The 13,263-nt window shown below is 61.5% G+C and carries 15 protein-coding genes and 3 pseudogenes; 11 read left to right on the top strand and 7 right to left on the bottom strand.

What is annotated here, in order from left to right:
• Nucleotides 1-29 precede the first annotated feature (29 nt).
• Entirely contained in the window at nt 30-1,376 is a 1,347-nt protein-coding gene (locus tag V5B40_RS15360; RefSeq protein ID WP_332355297.1) for a sodium-dependent transporter, read from the top strand.
• A gap of 184 nt (nt 1,377-1,560) precedes the next feature.
• Here V5B40_RS15360 and V5B40_RS15365 read toward each other — a convergent pair whose 3' ends face one another.
• The 3 genes from V5B40_RS15365 to V5B40_RS15375 form a co-directional block, all read right to left on the bottom strand.
• On the bottom strand, nt 1,561-2,277 hold the full coding sequence (locus tag V5B40_RS15365) for a YhcB family protein (protein WP_332355298.1): 717 nt from the start codon (nt 2,275-2,277) through the stop codon (nt 1,561-1,563).
• Between the two features lie 370 nt (nt 2,278-2,647).
• Nucleotides 2,648-3,262 (bottom strand): molybdenum cofactor guanylyltransferase MobA, encoded by a 615-nt coding sequence (gene mobA, locus V5B40_RS15370; RefSeq protein WP_332355299.1) that lies wholly within the window; start codon nt 3,260-3,262, stop codon nt 2,648-2,650.
• Nucleotides 3,259-4,143, bottom strand: coding sequence for a formate dehydrogenase accessory sulfurtransferase FdhD (locus tag V5B40_RS15375; protein ID WP_434735880.1), 885 nt, complete (start codon nt 4,141-4,143; stop codon nt 3,259-3,261). The genes mobA and V5B40_RS15375 overlap by 4 nt, the downstream gene beginning before the upstream one ends.
• Before the next feature lie 400 nt (nt 4,144-4,543).
• Between V5B40_RS15375 and V5B40_RS15380 the strand changes: the two genes are divergently transcribed.
• From V5B40_RS15380 to V5B40_RS15410, 7 genes are all read left to right on the top strand, one after another.
• Nucleotides 4,544-4,720 (top strand): hypothetical protein, encoded by a 177-nt coding sequence (locus tag V5B40_RS15380; protein ID WP_291996197.1) that lies wholly within the window; start codon nt 4,544-4,546, stop codon nt 4,718-4,720.
• A 436-nt stretch (nt 4,721-5,156) separates the two neighbouring features.
• On the top strand, nt 5,157-5,522 hold the full coding sequence (locus V5B40_RS15385; protein ID WP_332355300.1) for a hypothetical protein: 366 nt from the start codon (nt 5,157-5,159) through the stop codon (nt 5,520-5,522).
• A 292-nt stretch (nt 5,523-5,814) separates the two neighbouring features.
• A complete protein-coding gene (locus V5B40_RS15390; RefSeq protein WP_332355301.1) occupies nt 5,815-6,648 on the top strand; it encodes a PEP-CTERM sorting domain-containing protein in 834 nt (277 codons plus the stop codon).
• Nucleotides 6,645-6,842 (top strand): hypothetical protein, encoded by a 198-nt coding sequence (locus V5B40_RS15395; RefSeq protein ID WP_332355302.1) that lies wholly within the window; start codon nt 6,645-6,647, stop codon nt 6,840-6,842. Before V5B40_RS15390 ends, V5B40_RS15395 begins: the two co-directional genes overlap by 4 nt.
• Nucleotides 6,843-6,961: 119 nt before the next feature.
• On the top strand, nt 6,962-7,168 hold the full coding sequence (locus V5B40_RS15400; RefSeq protein WP_169066478.1) for a type II toxin-antitoxin system HicB family antitoxin: 207 nt from the start codon (nt 6,962-6,964) through the stop codon (nt 7,166-7,168).
• Nucleotides 7,161-7,376 carry a type II toxin-antitoxin system HicA family toxin gene (locus V5B40_RS15405; RefSeq protein ID WP_332355303.1) on the top strand — a complete coding sequence of 72 codons (216 nt, stop codon included), beginning with the start codon at nt 7,161-7,163 and terminating at the stop codon, nt 7,374-7,376. The genes V5B40_RS15400 and V5B40_RS15405 overlap by 8 nt, the downstream gene beginning before the upstream one ends.
• Nucleotides 7,377-7,429: 53 nt before the next feature.
• On the top strand, nt 7,430-7,624 hold the full coding sequence (locus tag V5B40_RS15410; protein WP_332355304.1) for a hypothetical protein: 195 nt from the start codon (nt 7,430-7,432) through the stop codon (nt 7,622-7,624).
• A gap of 110 nt (nt 7,625-7,734) precedes the next feature.
• Here the strand turns inward: V5B40_RS15410 and V5B40_RS15415 are convergent, their stop codons facing one another.
• From V5B40_RS15415 to V5B40_RS15430, 4 genes and pseudogenes are all read right to left on the bottom strand, one after another.
• Complete coding sequence (locus tag V5B40_RS15415) at nt 7,735-7,992, bottom strand: hypothetical protein (RefSeq protein WP_332355305.1); 258 nt, start codon at nt 7,990-7,992, stop codon at nt 7,735-7,737.
• Nucleotides 7,993-8,079: 87 nt separating this feature from the next.
• Nucleotides 8,080-8,223, bottom strand: a pseudogene (locus tag V5B40_RS15420) (ATP-binding protein); the annotation flags it as partial.
• A 55-nt stretch (nt 8,224-8,278) separates the two neighbouring features.
• Entirely contained in the window at nt 8,279-9,304 is a 1,026-nt protein-coding gene (locus tag V5B40_RS15425) for a tyrosine-type recombinase/integrase (protein WP_332355306.1), read from the bottom strand.
• The gene (locus V5B40_RS15430) at nt 9,301-10,014 is read right to left on the bottom strand and encodes a tyrosine-type recombinase/integrase (protein ID WP_332355307.1); all 714 of its coding nucleotides are present in this window, start codon (nt 10,012-10,014) and stop codon (nt 9,301-9,303) included. The genes V5B40_RS15425 and V5B40_RS15430 overlap by 4 nt, the downstream gene beginning before the upstream one ends.
• Nucleotides 10,015-10,354: 340 nt before the next feature.
• Here V5B40_RS15430 and V5B40_RS15435 point away from each other — a divergent pair.
• From V5B40_RS15435 to V5B40_RS15440, 3 genes and pseudogenes are all read left to right on the top strand, one after another.
• Nucleotides 10,355-10,924, top strand: a pseudogene (locus tag V5B40_RS15435) (IS21 family transposase); the annotation flags it as partial.
• A gap of 6 nt (nt 10,925-10,930) precedes the next feature.
• Nucleotides 10,931-11,203, top strand: a pseudogene (locus V5B40_RS25300) (IS66 family transposase); the annotation flags it as partial.
• Between the two features lie 155 nt (nt 11,204-11,358).
• Nucleotides 11,359-13,200 carry an IS1634 family transposase gene (locus tag V5B40_RS15440; RefSeq protein ID WP_332355308.1) on the top strand — a complete coding sequence of 614 codons (1,842 nt, stop codon included), beginning with the start codon at nt 11,359-11,361 and terminating at the stop codon, nt 13,198-13,200.
• Nucleotides 13,201-13,263: the final 63 nt, after the last annotated feature.

The following is a 13,263-nucleotide window of genomic DNA, read 5'->3' on the forward strand; positions in this document are numbered from 1 at the left end:
CAGGATGCAACACCGACAGGAGAGAGACAATGTCACTTACGACGAAAGGCCACGACCAGTGGTCGTCGCGCATGGGCTTCGTGCTCGCCGCAGTGGGTTCAGCGGTTGGCCTGGGCAATATCTGGAAATTCCCGTACATGGTCGGGCAGAGTGGTGGCGCGGCCTTCGTCGCCGTCTATCTGGTCTGCATTGCGCTGATCGGCCTGCCGATCATCGTCGCCGAGTGGTTGATCGGCCGGCGCGCGCAGGAGAACCCGATCAACGCCATGGCCGACCTGGCGCGCAGCAACGGCCGCAGCAAGGCCTGGGTGATGGTCGGCGTCAGCGGTACCCTGGCCGGCTTCCTGATCCTCTCCTTCTACAGCGTCATCGGCGGCTGGGCACTGTCCTACCTGATCGATGCCGGCAGCGGTAGCTTCAACGGCATGGGCAAGGAGACTGCAGACGCCGCCTTCTCGGGCATGCTGGCCGATCCCGGCAGTCTGCTGACCTGGCACACGGTATTCATGGGACTGACGGTCGGGGTGGTGGCGATGGGTGTTTCGGGCGGCCTCGAACGCGCGTCGCGCATCCTGATGCCGACTCTGGGCATCCTGCTGGCGCTGATGGTCGGTTACGGCGCAGCCTCCGGCGGCTTTGCGCAGACACTCGCCTATCTGTTCGCGCCCGACTTCTCCAAACTCACCGGCGCGGTCCTCCTCGCTGCGCTGGGCCACGCCTTCTTCACACTGTCGCTGGGCATGGGCATCATGATTGCCTACGGTTCCTATCTCGGGCAACAGGTGGACCTGCTGCGCGCCGCACGCACGGTGGCGATCATGGACACGGTGATTGCCCTGGCTGCCGGGCTGGCGATTTTCCCGATCGTCTTTGCCAACGGGCTCGACCCGGCAGCCGGACCGGGCCTGGTCTTCGTCACCCTGCCGCTGGTCTTCGGCAAGGTCACTGGCGGGCTGCTTCTCGGCGTGATGTTCTTCGCACTGCTCACTTTCGCCGCGCTGACCTCGGCCATCTCGCTGCTCGAACCCTCGGTCGAGCTGCTTGAAGAACGCACCCCCTTGACCCGTATCGGCGCGACGCTGGTGGCCGGTGTCGCCACCTGGGCGCTGGGCATCGCCGCGCTGTTGTCGTTCAACCTGTGGAGCGACGTGCTGATCTTTGGCAACAACATCTTCGACCTGCTCGACAAGATGACCAGCAAGTTCCTGCTGCCACTGACCGCCCTCGGCGCCATCGTCTTCGTCGGCTGGTGCCTCAAAGCCGAGAGCGTGCGCGAAGAACTCGGCCTGAGCAGCGGCGGCTTCGCGCTGTGGAATCTGATCACCCGCTTCGTGGCCCCGATCGGCGTGCTGGTGGTTTTCATCTCCAGCCTCTGAGCGGCAGGCGCATCGAGCGCATCTTCAGCATCATGCAGTTGACGAACGCGCCCGGCCCGTGCCGGGCGTTTTCATTGAGCGGCTGGCTTGTGCGCTCCTCGCATTCACCCATTCACCCGCATGGGGCGATTCCCGGGCGGCTGCGCCTCCTCTCCCGGAGATCAGGAGCGGGAACGCAATAAACTCATGACCTGGCGGCGCTGCCACCCTTGCCGGCATCCTTCCCGGCATCCTTCCCCGCGCTCTTCTGGCCACCTTCAGCGGCAGCTCCAGCCGCCTTCTCGGCAGACTCGACCGGCTCTTCCGCTGCTGCTTTCTCTTCGCCACCGGGCTTGCTCGCATTGGCCGCCGGCGTTGCCGAGCCTGCGCTGCTGCTCTTCGCCGCTTCCTGCGCCGGAGCGCCCTCAGTGGTGGCTGCTGCGACGGCTTTTTCCAGCTCGGATTCGGCTGCTGCACCGTCAGCCTGCCCCATCGAGGCGCGTTCAAGCGGTTGCGCGCCAGCGGCGATAAGCGCAGCGGATACCTTGTCCGAAGGAGTCACATCGGTGGCCGCCGTAGCGCCCGCATTGCCCACCAGCAGACTCACCACCCGGTCCCGGAAGAGTTGGCGCGCGGAACCACTGGAAAGCTGTTCGTAACCTGAAGACAGGTGCTCGAACAAGTCCTTGTAAGAGCCGGCCATCGAAGCGACGAGAGTTGCGGTCTTGTCGAAGTGCGACTCGACATCACGCTTGTAACCGGCGATTTCTTCCTGCTGGCGAGACACTTCCGCCTCCAGAACCGCGACTTGTTTGGTTTTTCCGCCGAGCGGGCTGCGGCCCACGAAAAACCCGATTAAGGCCGCGACAAACACTGCCGCCCCACCGATCAGCCACATTGTCTGTTCCGTCATGCCCGTCATGCCAAGACCTCCCTCTGTGAATGGCGACGCGCCAGCGTGCAAACTCTGTCGATGCGCCGACCGTCTGCGCCGCGGGCACGGCTGCCTTGCTGGATATGTTTTCAGTGCTCAAAAAGAGCACACTGCCAAGGCGAAGTATATCGGCCTTTGGCAAGACGCACCGCGCGCGAAGCAAAAACTAGCGTTTCTTGCCCGCCAACATTCCACGCCAGCCGCTATTTCGCGAGTTCCCTGCTTGCCTTTTCCAGCTTTCCGGCGGCGTGCAATTCCGCCCGCATCACTGGCCGCAACGTCTTTTCGACGGCTTCTGCGGCCTTGCCTGGCGCGAGTTGGCGTTGAGCAAAGTCTGCTATCCCGGCCCCCGGCGGCCTCAGTCTTTCTGCTGTTGCGCCAGTTCGCTGGCGGTGTTGATGTTGGCGAAGGCTTCGGGGCAGCCGTCGAAGTCCACCAGCACGTGTTTCTGGGCCAGCACCCAGCGGTCGATCTTGCGCTCGCCGCCGGCCAGGTACGCGGCCAGCGCTGCGGCGCTGCGCGTGTGCGCCAGCAGGAAGACCGGCTGCAACTGCCCGTCGGCACGGGCCATGGCCACATCGGCCCCGGCGGCCAGCACGGCACGGTGCAGACGGGCCGCCAGATCGAGCGGCACGGCCGGCGAATCGCAGGGGCAGGTGAGCACCCAGGCCTCGCGATCATCTTCGCCAGCGTGGTGCAGGCCCGCATCGAGGCCGGCCAGCGGGCCGACGAAGCCGGCGTGGCGGTCGGCGACGACCGGCGCGCCGAGCGCCGCATAGGTGTCGGCGTTGCGGTTGGCGTTGATCAGCAGCACATCGACCTGTGGGCGCAGGCGGGCGATGACCTGCGCGATCATCGGCCGGCCGTCGAGTTCGACCAGCCCCTTGTCGACACCGCCCATGCGGCGGCCTTGTCCACCGGCGAGAATCAGGCCAATGATCGGGATCGGGATCGGGATCGAGGCAAGGCTCATGCCTCGCCTCGCGTCATGCGTTCGCCATGCGAGTAGACGAGATGGCGGCCGACCCGCGCACGGCAGATCAGGGTGATGCCCATTTCCTGCGCCATCGACAAGCCCATCTGCGTCAGACCGGAGCGCGAGACCAGGAAAGGTACGCCCATTTGCACCGTTTTCATGACCATCTCCGAAGTCAGCCGACCAGTGGTATAGAAAATCTTGTCGGCCCCGCCTTCTTCGTCCAGCCACATCAGGCCGCCGATGGCATCGACCGCGTTGTGCCGCCCGACGTCCTCGACGTGATAGACCAGCGGCACCGCGGGCGTGTTGCGCAGCAGCGCGCAGGCGTGCACCGAACCGGCGCGCTTGTAGACCGTGTCCAGCGCCAGAACCCGTGCCAGCGCGGCGTCAAGCGTGCTCACCGCCAGCGTGGCCTCGCTGTGCAGCGGCTGCAGCTCGTCGAGCCAGTCGCCGAACATCGTTCCCTGCCCGCAGCCGGTGGTGACCGTGCGTTTGGCCATGCGCGTGGCCGTGCGTGCAGCCAGCTCGCTGCCCCGGCCCTGGCGCGTGTGCACGGCGCAGGCGCCAACGTCCCAATCGACGTGTACGCTGAGCAGATCGGCGAGCGATTCGACCAGTCGCTGGTTGCGCAGATAGCCCATGATCAAGGCCTCCGGCGCCTGACCGAGGGTCATCAGAGTGACGATTTCCTGCTTGTCGAGGTACACCGTCAGAGCGTTTTCGCCAGGCACCTCGACCACGCGCGACCGGCCCTGGTGATCGACGACCATGGCGCTGGCCGTGGCCGGGCATTGCGCACGGGTGAGCGACAGCCGCGCTGCGTCCGGCGCATCGCTCAGCGGGATTTCGAAAACAGCATCGGTTTCAGCACGCATGGCGGACTATTGTCGACACGGCGTAGCCGCCGCATTGGTGGGCGCTTCTACAGAGAAGCGGTATCTTACCCGGATCGCCGCGCACAGCCGGCGGAGAGTGAAATGGACGAGGCGATGAAACAGGAGATCTTGCCGGACGCCGAGGCCGCGGCTGGCGCTGTGCTTCGCCCGCCAGACGCTCGCGGGCAAGCGCTGGATCACGCAGCGCGAGGAGCGGGTGGGGCCGGTGGCGGCTCGGGCGCCGGTAGCGGTTGACGAAATTCCCCTGCCGGAGCCGGCCACCCTGTCACTGGCCGACGACTTCAGTGTTCACGGTTTTCCGGAGCCAGGATCGCATTCACGACGTCCCAAACTCACTTCTAAACCGTGGCCTGCCCCGAATCTGCCCCGTCCCCGAATCTTGCCCGAGCACGCCGACGACAAGGCGGGCAAGGTGATCGCCGAAATCGAGCGCCAGGGCAAGCTCGACAACACGCTGATCTTCTACATCCGGGGAGACAAGGGCTCGTCGTCCGCGGGGCCGCCCACCAGCAAACCCATGCCGGCCGCGTCGATGCAAGGATCGGAGCTTCCCTGACGAGTCGGGATGCTTCCCCGGGGCGTCGGGATGCTTCCCGCATGCGTCGGGATGCTCCCACGAGGTGTCACGATGCTTCCCCGAGGCGTCGGGATGTTCCCACGAGGTGTCACGATGCTTCCCTGATGCGTCGGGATGCTTCCACGAGGCGTCACGATGCTTCCCTGAGGCGTCGGGATGCTTCCACGAGGCGTCACGATGCTTCCCTGATACGTCGGGATGCCTCCCCGATGCCTGCGGGCGCCTCCCTGCTCATCCCGTGGCCGATTCGGCAGCAGAGATTGCCGGCACGGATCAAGCTGTGCGCATTATCAGCGGGCCCGGTGGCCGCTGCGCGCACGCGCCACGAAACGTGTTGACAATTTTGGCGGCCCGGACCTATTCTCTTCTCCAAGGGTAATCCGCTCCTCGGCAACTTCATCTTCCGGGAGGAAAAATGGCAAAGAACGAGAACGTTCGTCTGCAGGCTGAAATCCTCCAGGCAGATGAAAGAACCTTCCTGGCGGTCAAGGCGATCACCGATTACGGCCCGGCCAACCCGGCCTACAGTTTCGCCACCCTGGCCGCCAAGAACGAGGCCATGCACGCCGCCCAGGAAGCAGAACTGCGCGCCCAGAACGCCTTCAACGCCGCTCGCGACGCCAGCGTTGCCATCCAGTGGGAGCATCACAATCTCATTCTCGGCGTCAAAGACCAGGTCATCGCCCAATTCGGCCCCAATTCCGATCAGGTCGCCTCGCTGGGCCTGAAGAAGAAATCCGAACGCAAGTCACCGGCCCGCGCCAGCAAACCTGCCGCGTAGATCGGCGCCTGTGATTTGGCACGCGTTCAGGATGGCGGGACACAGGGGACGCACCATGGTTTTCCGGAGCCAGGATCGCATTCACGACGTCCAAAACTCAGTTCTAAACTGTGATCTGTCCCCGAATCTCCTCCGAATCTCTCCTTCTCGGCTAGTATGCCCTTCCAAGGGTACGAGATTTCGACGGCCCTGCCACTCTCTCGCAGGATTTTCACCAAGCGCAGCACTCGGCCTTGGCTGGAACGATGATCAAGGCCCTGTTTCTCAACTAAGCCAAAGAAAGTGAGTGTGAATGATGCGATGCTCAATTAGTTTGATTGTCCACGGCGTATTCGTGATGTCGTTGTTACCTAGTGTGGTATCGGCTGCCATGTGGACCGAACCGACTGGACCAAGCTACACTTTTAATTCACTTGGGACGCATACGGTGGTTGATACACCGTTCGGCGCTTTAGTATTTACGGGTACTGGGCCGACGGTAGCTCGCAGCGACCCGACCAATGCCGCCTTTCCCCAGGGTGGTCTCGACACGATCAATACTGAGATCTTGAGCCTTACTTTGACGGGAACCATGGGCGGTGTTTACGCCGAGCTTAGAGCAGGGATGAACGCCGGAGTTTATCCGGGGCTGCAACGGACGCGGGGGCAGGTTCAAGACAAGACGGGAACACCAGATGGGCAGATTGATTTTCCCGCGAATAGCATTTTCGATGTTTTTTTTGATGTGTGGGTCGATTTTAATCCTTTCGGCGGGACCTCCGGAATCGTTGACGTCGGCGAAGTCTTTAGCAACGATACTCGAGGAGGTTTTGCATTTCCTGGAGATTTTGCAGCGAGGATGAGCAACATGATGCTGCTCAATATTCCGCCTCCAATTGGGACGATCTACACTATTACCGGTGGGGTCAGCGAGAATGATCCAATGATCGGTACTTTTGCTACTACGGCGCCCGATGCAGTGTATCTTTACCAAATCCGTGAGGACAGAGAGCCGCTCCAGCCGTTCCCGTTCGGTAGGTTGGATACGGCAGCTCATGAGGTGATTATCCCAGAGCCCGCCACGCTGGCCCTGTTAGGCACAGGTCTGGGTCTCCTGGGTGTGCGCCGGAGGCGGAAAGTGAGTTGAGTTTAGCGGAAGGAATCGTGGAAGGAATCGGGGACATAAAGGAATCCCAGGGAAAAGCAGGGAAAAGGCGGAAAAGAAACGGAAAAGCGGAAAAAGCGGAAAAAAGCGGAAAAGAAACGGAAAAGAGAAACGGAAAAGAACGGAAAAGGAAGAACGGAAAAGGGGCCAGGGTCGGATTAAATGCTAATCAATAGCCCAACTGTGCGCTCCAAGGGACGCTGCGCGATAAGGCCGCGCAGCGCCGATCACCTCTACGTTGGGCACCACTACCCGCAATGAGCGATAATTACGCTATCCCCACCGGAGTCAAACCATGGAACTGACCGCGGTACTTACTCCCGCCGAAGAAGGCGGTTACGTTGCCCTGAATCCTGAGACTGGTACCACTACGCAAGGTGAAACCGTTGAAGAGGCTATCGCCAACCTGCAAGAGGCTACGGAACTGTATCTGTCGCAGTTTCCCATCCCTGCGCCAGGGCGTCCGCTGGTAACAACGTTCAGCGTTCCCGCGCATGCCTAAGCTGCCGCGTGTTTCGGGTGCTACCGCAGTTCGGGCGTTGGAGCGGCTGGGTTTCGAGAAGTTGCGCCAATCTGGAAGTCACGTCATCATGCGCCGTGGTTCCAAAGGCTGCGTCGTCCCCATGCACAGTGAAGTCAAAGTCGGCACATTGACAGGCGTCTTGCGCCAGGCCGATGTGTCACCCGATGAATTCATCGCGGCCTTGTAGTCGTGGCGGAAAACAGGGGACGCACCACAGTTTCCTGAGCCAGGACTGCATTCATGAAGCGCAAAATCTACGTGGAAACATCCGTCATCAGCTACCTGACGGCTCACCCAGCAAGACCATCCTCGGCGCTGCCCACCAGCAAATTACTCTGGCGTGGTGGGAAACCCGCAACCAGTACGAACGGTTGGTGTCATGTGCGCGGCAGCGTGAATTTCGGTGGAATTGGGCCGTTTGAAATTCGGGCGTGAGGAGTAGCCGTGAGAGCGGCGATTGGCGGTTCAGGACGGTCGTTCAGACGATAGATCGGGCTTTCGATGCGGGGGTTTCGGCACGTTGGATCTGGCCAAACACGGGCGACTTACCGTTTGTTGCGCGGTAACGCGAAGTACTGATCGAAGACCTCGTCGCTCATCGCCCGTGTGGTGACCTGATCGGCGTCGAGAAGGAGCTTTTCGAGGAAGGCTCGTCGAGTGATCCTGGCGTGGCGGGCCAAGCGACCCAGGGCGAGGGCCGCCGCGGTCGAGACCCAGTTCTGCAAACGGCGTTCGCCGTTTTCCCCGGCGCAGGGTCGCCTGGCGCGATAGGCGCGCTGTCTTTCTGCCGAAGTTGTCGCCATGCGTTCTCGCCCGTTACCGCGTAACACCGCCCGGATTGGGGTCGGCGAGCGACGGTTCTGCGCCAATCGACGGGAAAGCAGCGCCAGTCATGCCTCGATCTGGTCCTTCATGCGATAGCTCTTGCCCTCGATGATGACCGTTTCCGCATGGTGGAGCAGTCGGTCGAGGAGCGCCGAGGTCAGCGTGCTGTCGTGGTTGAAGATTTCCGCCCAGTGCTTGTAGGCAAGATTTAATGCGGAGTTGAAGATTATGCAGAGCCCCTTGGTCAGAGGCTCTGATTTGATGCTATTTCTTGGGCTGTTCGCTGCGCATAAGGGAGCGGGTCTTGAGCAGGGCGATCAAGTGATCGGTCGCCTTGAAGCGCCCGGAGCGTAGTTTGGGCGGGATGATGGATTCCAGTGCTTCGAGCTTTACCGACGGATCGACGCGGGTGTACATCTCGGTGGTCTGGAGATGTGTATGCCCCAACCAAAGAGACACTTTTCGGAGATCCTTGGTCGCCTGCAAGACCGTCAGCGCGCAGGTGTGTCGCAAGACATGAGGGCTTACGCGTTTGGTCGACAGCGAGGGACAGTGCTGCGAGGCCGTTGCCACGTGTTTGTGCAGGATGTACTCGAAGCCGGAACGTGTCATCGCCTCGCCTTGAGCATTCACAAACAGTTCGGGCACCCGCACGTCTCCGCGTACTGCCAACCATGCGCGTAGAGCGGAGGTGGTTTCCTTCCACAACGGCAAGCAACGTTCTTTTCTGCCCTTACCATGAACGAGTACGCTTGCCTGCGGCTGTAAACTCAGATCGGCCAGTTGCAAACCGACCAACTCCGACACGCGCAATCCTGCCGCATAGCAAAGATGGAGCATGGCGCGGTCGCGGATGCCTTCTCGATGGTCGGGCACGAGCGCGTGCAGAAGCGCTTGCATTTCATCACCTGTAAGGTGACGAACCAGCCGCGTTTCGGCCTTCTTGAGCGGAATCGCCAGGACGCGCTGAATCTGCTCCATCGCCGAAGGAACGCGATAAGCCACGAAACGCATGAACGAGCGGATCGCGGCAAGGCGCGTATTTCTCGACGTCGCTCCATTGCCGCGCGTGGTTTCCAGGTGATTCAGGAAGGCGCTTACCAGACCGGCGTCGAGCTGCTCAAGGTTGAGCGCACAGGGTGCCACCTTGAGGCGATCGCTGGCGTACTCAAACAGCAGCTTGAATGCGTAGGCGTACGACTCACAGGTGTTGTCGCTGGCATTCCGTTCGAGGGGCAGGCGTTGTTGGAGAAAGGCCGTGATGTGGGGTGCGATCGGAGTCGTGGTCATGGCCGCTCTCCGGTGAGGAAGCGTTCGCACCGCTCGGCGATGTTTCGCATCAGCTCCGGCGTTGCTTCAAGGTACCAATACGTGTTGGCCGCCTGGGCATGACCGAGATAGGTTGACAGCGACAACAGATGTTGCGTGATGTGATCGCGATCATCCGGACAAGTCTCCAGGGCTCGGACGGCGAAGGTATGACGCAGCGAATGCGGCGTCGCACGAGGCTGCCCGCGGTTGCGCGGCAGACCGATTTTCCGGGCGGCCGTCTGGAATGCGGATTCGACATTCCCCAAGCGCAGCGGCTTTCGATGCATGGAGACGAATAGGTGAGGATCATCGAATGGAGGCTGACGACGTCGTCGTTCGAGATAGCGCACGAGGTGCGCTTGGGCGGTGTCATGGAGCGGAACGAGGCGGCTCTTGCGGAATTTGGAGGATCGAATCACCAGCCCATCAGCGGTGACGTCCTCATAGCACAAGCCGATCGCCTCCGAGACGCGAAGGCCTGTGCAGGCAAGTAACGCGAAAAGCGTGCTGTAAGTGTCGCGCCGCAAGCCCTGGTAAACCGGCTGAAACGCTGCCGCCACCAAGCGCTCCACTTCATTTCTGGAGAGGATGTAAGGCGTTGGCCTTTGCCGCGACTCGCCACCAAAAACGGGCTCGGGTAGCTCATGGCGTGGGTCTTCCGCTCGCATGTAGCGGGCAAAGCGGATCACCTCGCCGAGCCGGCGGGCGCGTTGGTGAAGCGTTTGGGAAAGTCCGGCCCACTCGATGGCGATTCGTGAGCAAACGTGCTCTTCGCCTCTCGCGCTGGAGAAAGCCGCGAAGCTGTTCAGCAGGTGGCCCTCGGAATGCAGCGCGAATCCGCACGCGCGGCGCACAGCCAGATACGACTCTACCCCCGTTGGCCGGTCAACTTCCCCCACGTTTGGTCACTTCAAAATCCCCCACCCTGAAGGTCGCGTGACGGAGCAATAGGGCTCTGCTTTTAGCGCTTTCGGACATCCCCGGCAGGACGTTATCTTTCCCCCTCGATCTTTTTGAGGGGAGTCTGGAGTGAACGTCTTGAAGCCACATCTGCAAACCACGGTCTTTACCCTGCTGGCGGCAGGAAAGAGTCAGCGCGAAATTGCCCGCATCACCGAAATCGATCGCAAGACGATCCGCAGTCTGGCGCGGCATTTTGCGAGCGAAGGGGCAAATCCCCCCGGGGTGGCCACCGGCCCTCCCGGTCAAATTCCCCCACCCCTGCCACCGGCGCCGAGCCGGCCATCGACTTCCGCCTGTGAGCCGCACCGCGCCTTCATCGAGGCGCAGTTACAGCTTCGCCGCAACTTCACGGCGATCTACCAGGACCTCGTCGATCAGTTCGGCTTTTCGGCCAGCTATAACAGCGTCAAGCGCTTTGCCGGGACGCTGATCGCACACGAGCCGGCCCAGTTTGATCGCCTGGAATTCGCCGCCGGCGAAGAGGCGCAGGTCGACTACGGCGAGGGGGCGATGACCCTTTACCCCGGCAGTGAGCGCTATCGTCGGCCGCGTCTGTTTGTCATGACCCTGCGCTATTCCCGGCGCAGCTTTCGGCGGGTGGTCTGGAAGTCCAGCCAGGAAGCCTGGGCCTTGCTGGCTTAGGTCATGGTCGGCAAGTACATCGATCACCTGCCGCTCTATCGTCTGGAACAGCAGGCGGCTCGCTCCGGGGTGTCGCTGGCCCGTTCGACGCTGGCCGACTGGGTGGGTCGTATCGGCGTCGCGCTCGAACCGCTCGGCGATCGCCTCGCCGAATTGCTGCGTGAAGGCACGATGCTGCATGCGGATGAAACCCCGGTTCAGCAATTGGATCCAGGCAAAGGGAAGACCAAGCGCGCGTTTCTCTGGGCTTATCGCAGCAATGTCTTGGCCTCCCTTTAACACCTCGCTGTCATATTTCGGGTTTTTCTAGCCCGCGCTGATTTTAAGTCGTTGATTTGAAAGAGGCGGTTTTCCGGAGGTGAAATGTTGTGCCATAATAGTTTTGACGTTCTGGTTTTTTCCCTTGCATTTCTTGTACGATCGTGGGCATGTATATCCGACAGACACGAACGAACAACAAGGTCACCGGCGAGGGCTACTTCACCTACCGGCTGGTGCGTGGCGAACGCATCGCAGGCAAGGTCCGTCAGATCACCCTGCTGAATCTCGGGCGTAATTTCGCGATCAAGCAGGAAGACTGGCCGATACTGTGTCGTCGTATCGAACAGTTGCTACACCCCCAGGAAGCGCTGCTGCCGTTGCCATGCACAGGTCATATCGAAAGTGCGGCCCAGCGCTACGCCGGGCAGCTGATCGTGCGGGCGCCGATGAGCGACGCGTCGGCGACAGAGGCCAGCGACCCTGCCGAAAACCCGCGTCCGCCGGCGACATTCGTCGAAGTCGATGTTGACTCGCTGCAAACGATGCAGCCGCGTTCGGTCGGCGTCGAGCACGTCGGCCTGCATGCGCTGGCCGAACTGGGCATCATCGACCAGTTGCGGGAGTTGGGCGTTAATGGCGTTCTGCGGGCGTCGATTATCGGCAATTTGATCGGCAGAATGGCCCATCCGGGCTCCGAGCGGGCAACCTGGAACTGGCTGCAGACGCACAGCGCCTTGGGCGAACTGATCGACGTCGACTTCCTGTCGATGTCACACATGGGTCTTTACCGGGGTTCGGACATCCTGATGAAGCATCGGGAGGTGATTGAAGCACGTTTGTTTGGCCGCGTTCGCACGCTCTTTGGTTTGGAAGAGACGATCACGCTCTACGACCTGACCAACACCTACTTCGAAGGCGAAGTCCCGAGCAATCGCAAGGCCAAGCGTGGCCGTTCCAAGGAGAAGCGTAGCGATTGCCCCTTGGTGACCCTTGGCCTGGTGCTCGACGGCAGTGGTTTTGTGCGCCGCTCGCAGACCTTCGAAGGCAATGTCAGCGAAGCCGGCACGCTTGCCGGCATGCTGACCGGCTTGGCCGCCCCGGCAGGGGCGCTGGTGATCATGGACGCGGGCATCGCCAGCGAAGCCAATGTCGCCTGGCTGGTCGAACACGGTTATCGCTACCTGGTCGTTCGTCGCGGGGGAACCCGGCAGTTCGATGAAACACAGGCGATCACGATCGAGACCGCCGACGAGCAACCGTTGCACTTGCAGAAGACGCTCAGTGAAGACGGTCAAGAGCTTCAGTTGAATTGCCATTCACCGGGTCGCCAACTCAAGGAGGAGGCAATGCTCGAATCCTTCAGCCAGCGCTTCGAAGCCGGATTGCAGCAAATGCTCGATGGCCTGGCCAAACCGCGTGCCGAGAAACGCCCAGACAAATTGCTCGAACGACTCGGTCGACTGAAGCAGAAGAGTCGCGGCACCAGCCAGCATTACACGGTAAACCTGGTGACGGACGAGTCGGGCAAGCGCGTCACCGGGATCACCTGGCAGAAGGTGCCCCGCGAGGGGAGCCAGGCGACACACCCAGGCGTTTATTGCTTGCGTACCAATCAACTCGACTGGGATGAAGAGCGGCTCTGGCGCACCTATACTCTGCTGACTGACCTGGAAAGTGTGTTTCGCAGCCTGAAGAGCGAGCTGGGCTTGCGCCCGATCTACCATCACAAGGAAGATCGCGCCGACGGCCATCTGTTCATTACCGTGTTGGCTTACCAGTGCGTGCAGTTCCTTCGCGTCAAGCTGAAGGCGGCTGGCATTCACGACAGTTGGACGACTTTGCGCGAGACCCTCTCGATGCAGTGCCGGACGACGACGACTTTCCGCCAGCGCGATGGCCGCACGCTCCATGTCCGCAAGGCCACCAACGCCGAGCCAGAGCAAATGGCCATCTATCGCGCCTTGGGCATCCACTCACAACCCGGAGGACTCCGAAAACTGATCGCCTGAGCCTCTTGCAAAACTGACACTGCAGGGCTGATTTTTTCGTCGCTGGGGGCGAAAGCGGAGGAC

Source organism: Candidatus Accumulibacter meliphilus, from assembly GCF_036625345.1.
Taxonomy (GTDB): domain Bacteria; phylum Pseudomonadota; class Gammaproteobacteria; order Burkholderiales; family Rhodocyclaceae; genus Accumulibacter; species Accumulibacter meliphilus.

Coding starts and splice junctions, on each gene's coding strand:
- V5B40_RS15425 (WP_332355306.1), bottom strand. CDS start 9,304: ATGACCACGACTCCGATCGCACCCCACATCACGGCCTTTCTCCAACAA.
- V5B40_RS15415 (WP_332355305.1), bottom strand. CDS start 7,992: ATGGCGACAACTTCGGCAGAAAGACAGCGCGCCTATCGCGCCAGGCGA.
- V5B40_RS15400 (WP_169066478.1), top strand. CDS start 6,962: ATGGAACTGACCGCGGTACTTACTCCCGCCGAAGAAGGCGGTTACGTT.
- V5B40_RS15375 (WP_434735880.1), bottom strand. CDS start 4,143: ATGCGTGCTGAAACCGATGCTGTTTTCGAAATCCCGCTGAGCGATGCG.
- V5B40_RS15390 (WP_332355301.1), top strand. CDS start 5,815: ATGATGCGATGCTCAATTAGTTTGATTGTCCACGGCGTATTCGTGATG.
- V5B40_RS15385 (WP_332355300.1), top strand. CDS start 5,157: ATGGCAAAGAACGAGAACGTTCGTCTGCAGGCTGAAATCCTCCAGGCA.
- V5B40_RS15360 (WP_332355297.1), top strand. CDS start 30: ATGTCACTTACGACGAAAGGCCACGACCAGTGGTCGTCGCGCATGGGC.
- mobA (WP_332355299.1), bottom strand. CDS start 3,262: ATGAGCCTTGCCTCGATCCCGATCCCGATCCCGATCATTGGCCTGATT.
- V5B40_RS15410 (WP_332355304.1), top strand. CDS start 7,430: ATGAAGCGCAAAATCTACGTGGAAACATCCGTCATCAGCTACCTGACG.
- V5B40_RS15440 (WP_332355308.1), top strand. CDS start 11,359: ATGTATATCCGACAGACACGAACGAACAACAAGGTCACCGGCGAGGGC.
- V5B40_RS15365 (WP_332355298.1), bottom strand. CDS start 2,277: ATGACGGGCATGACGGAACAGACAATGTGGCTGATCGGTGGGGCGGCA.
- V5B40_RS15405 (WP_332355303.1), top strand. CDS start 7,161: ATGCCTAAGCTGCCGCGTGTTTCGGGTGCTACCGCAGTTCGGGCGTTG.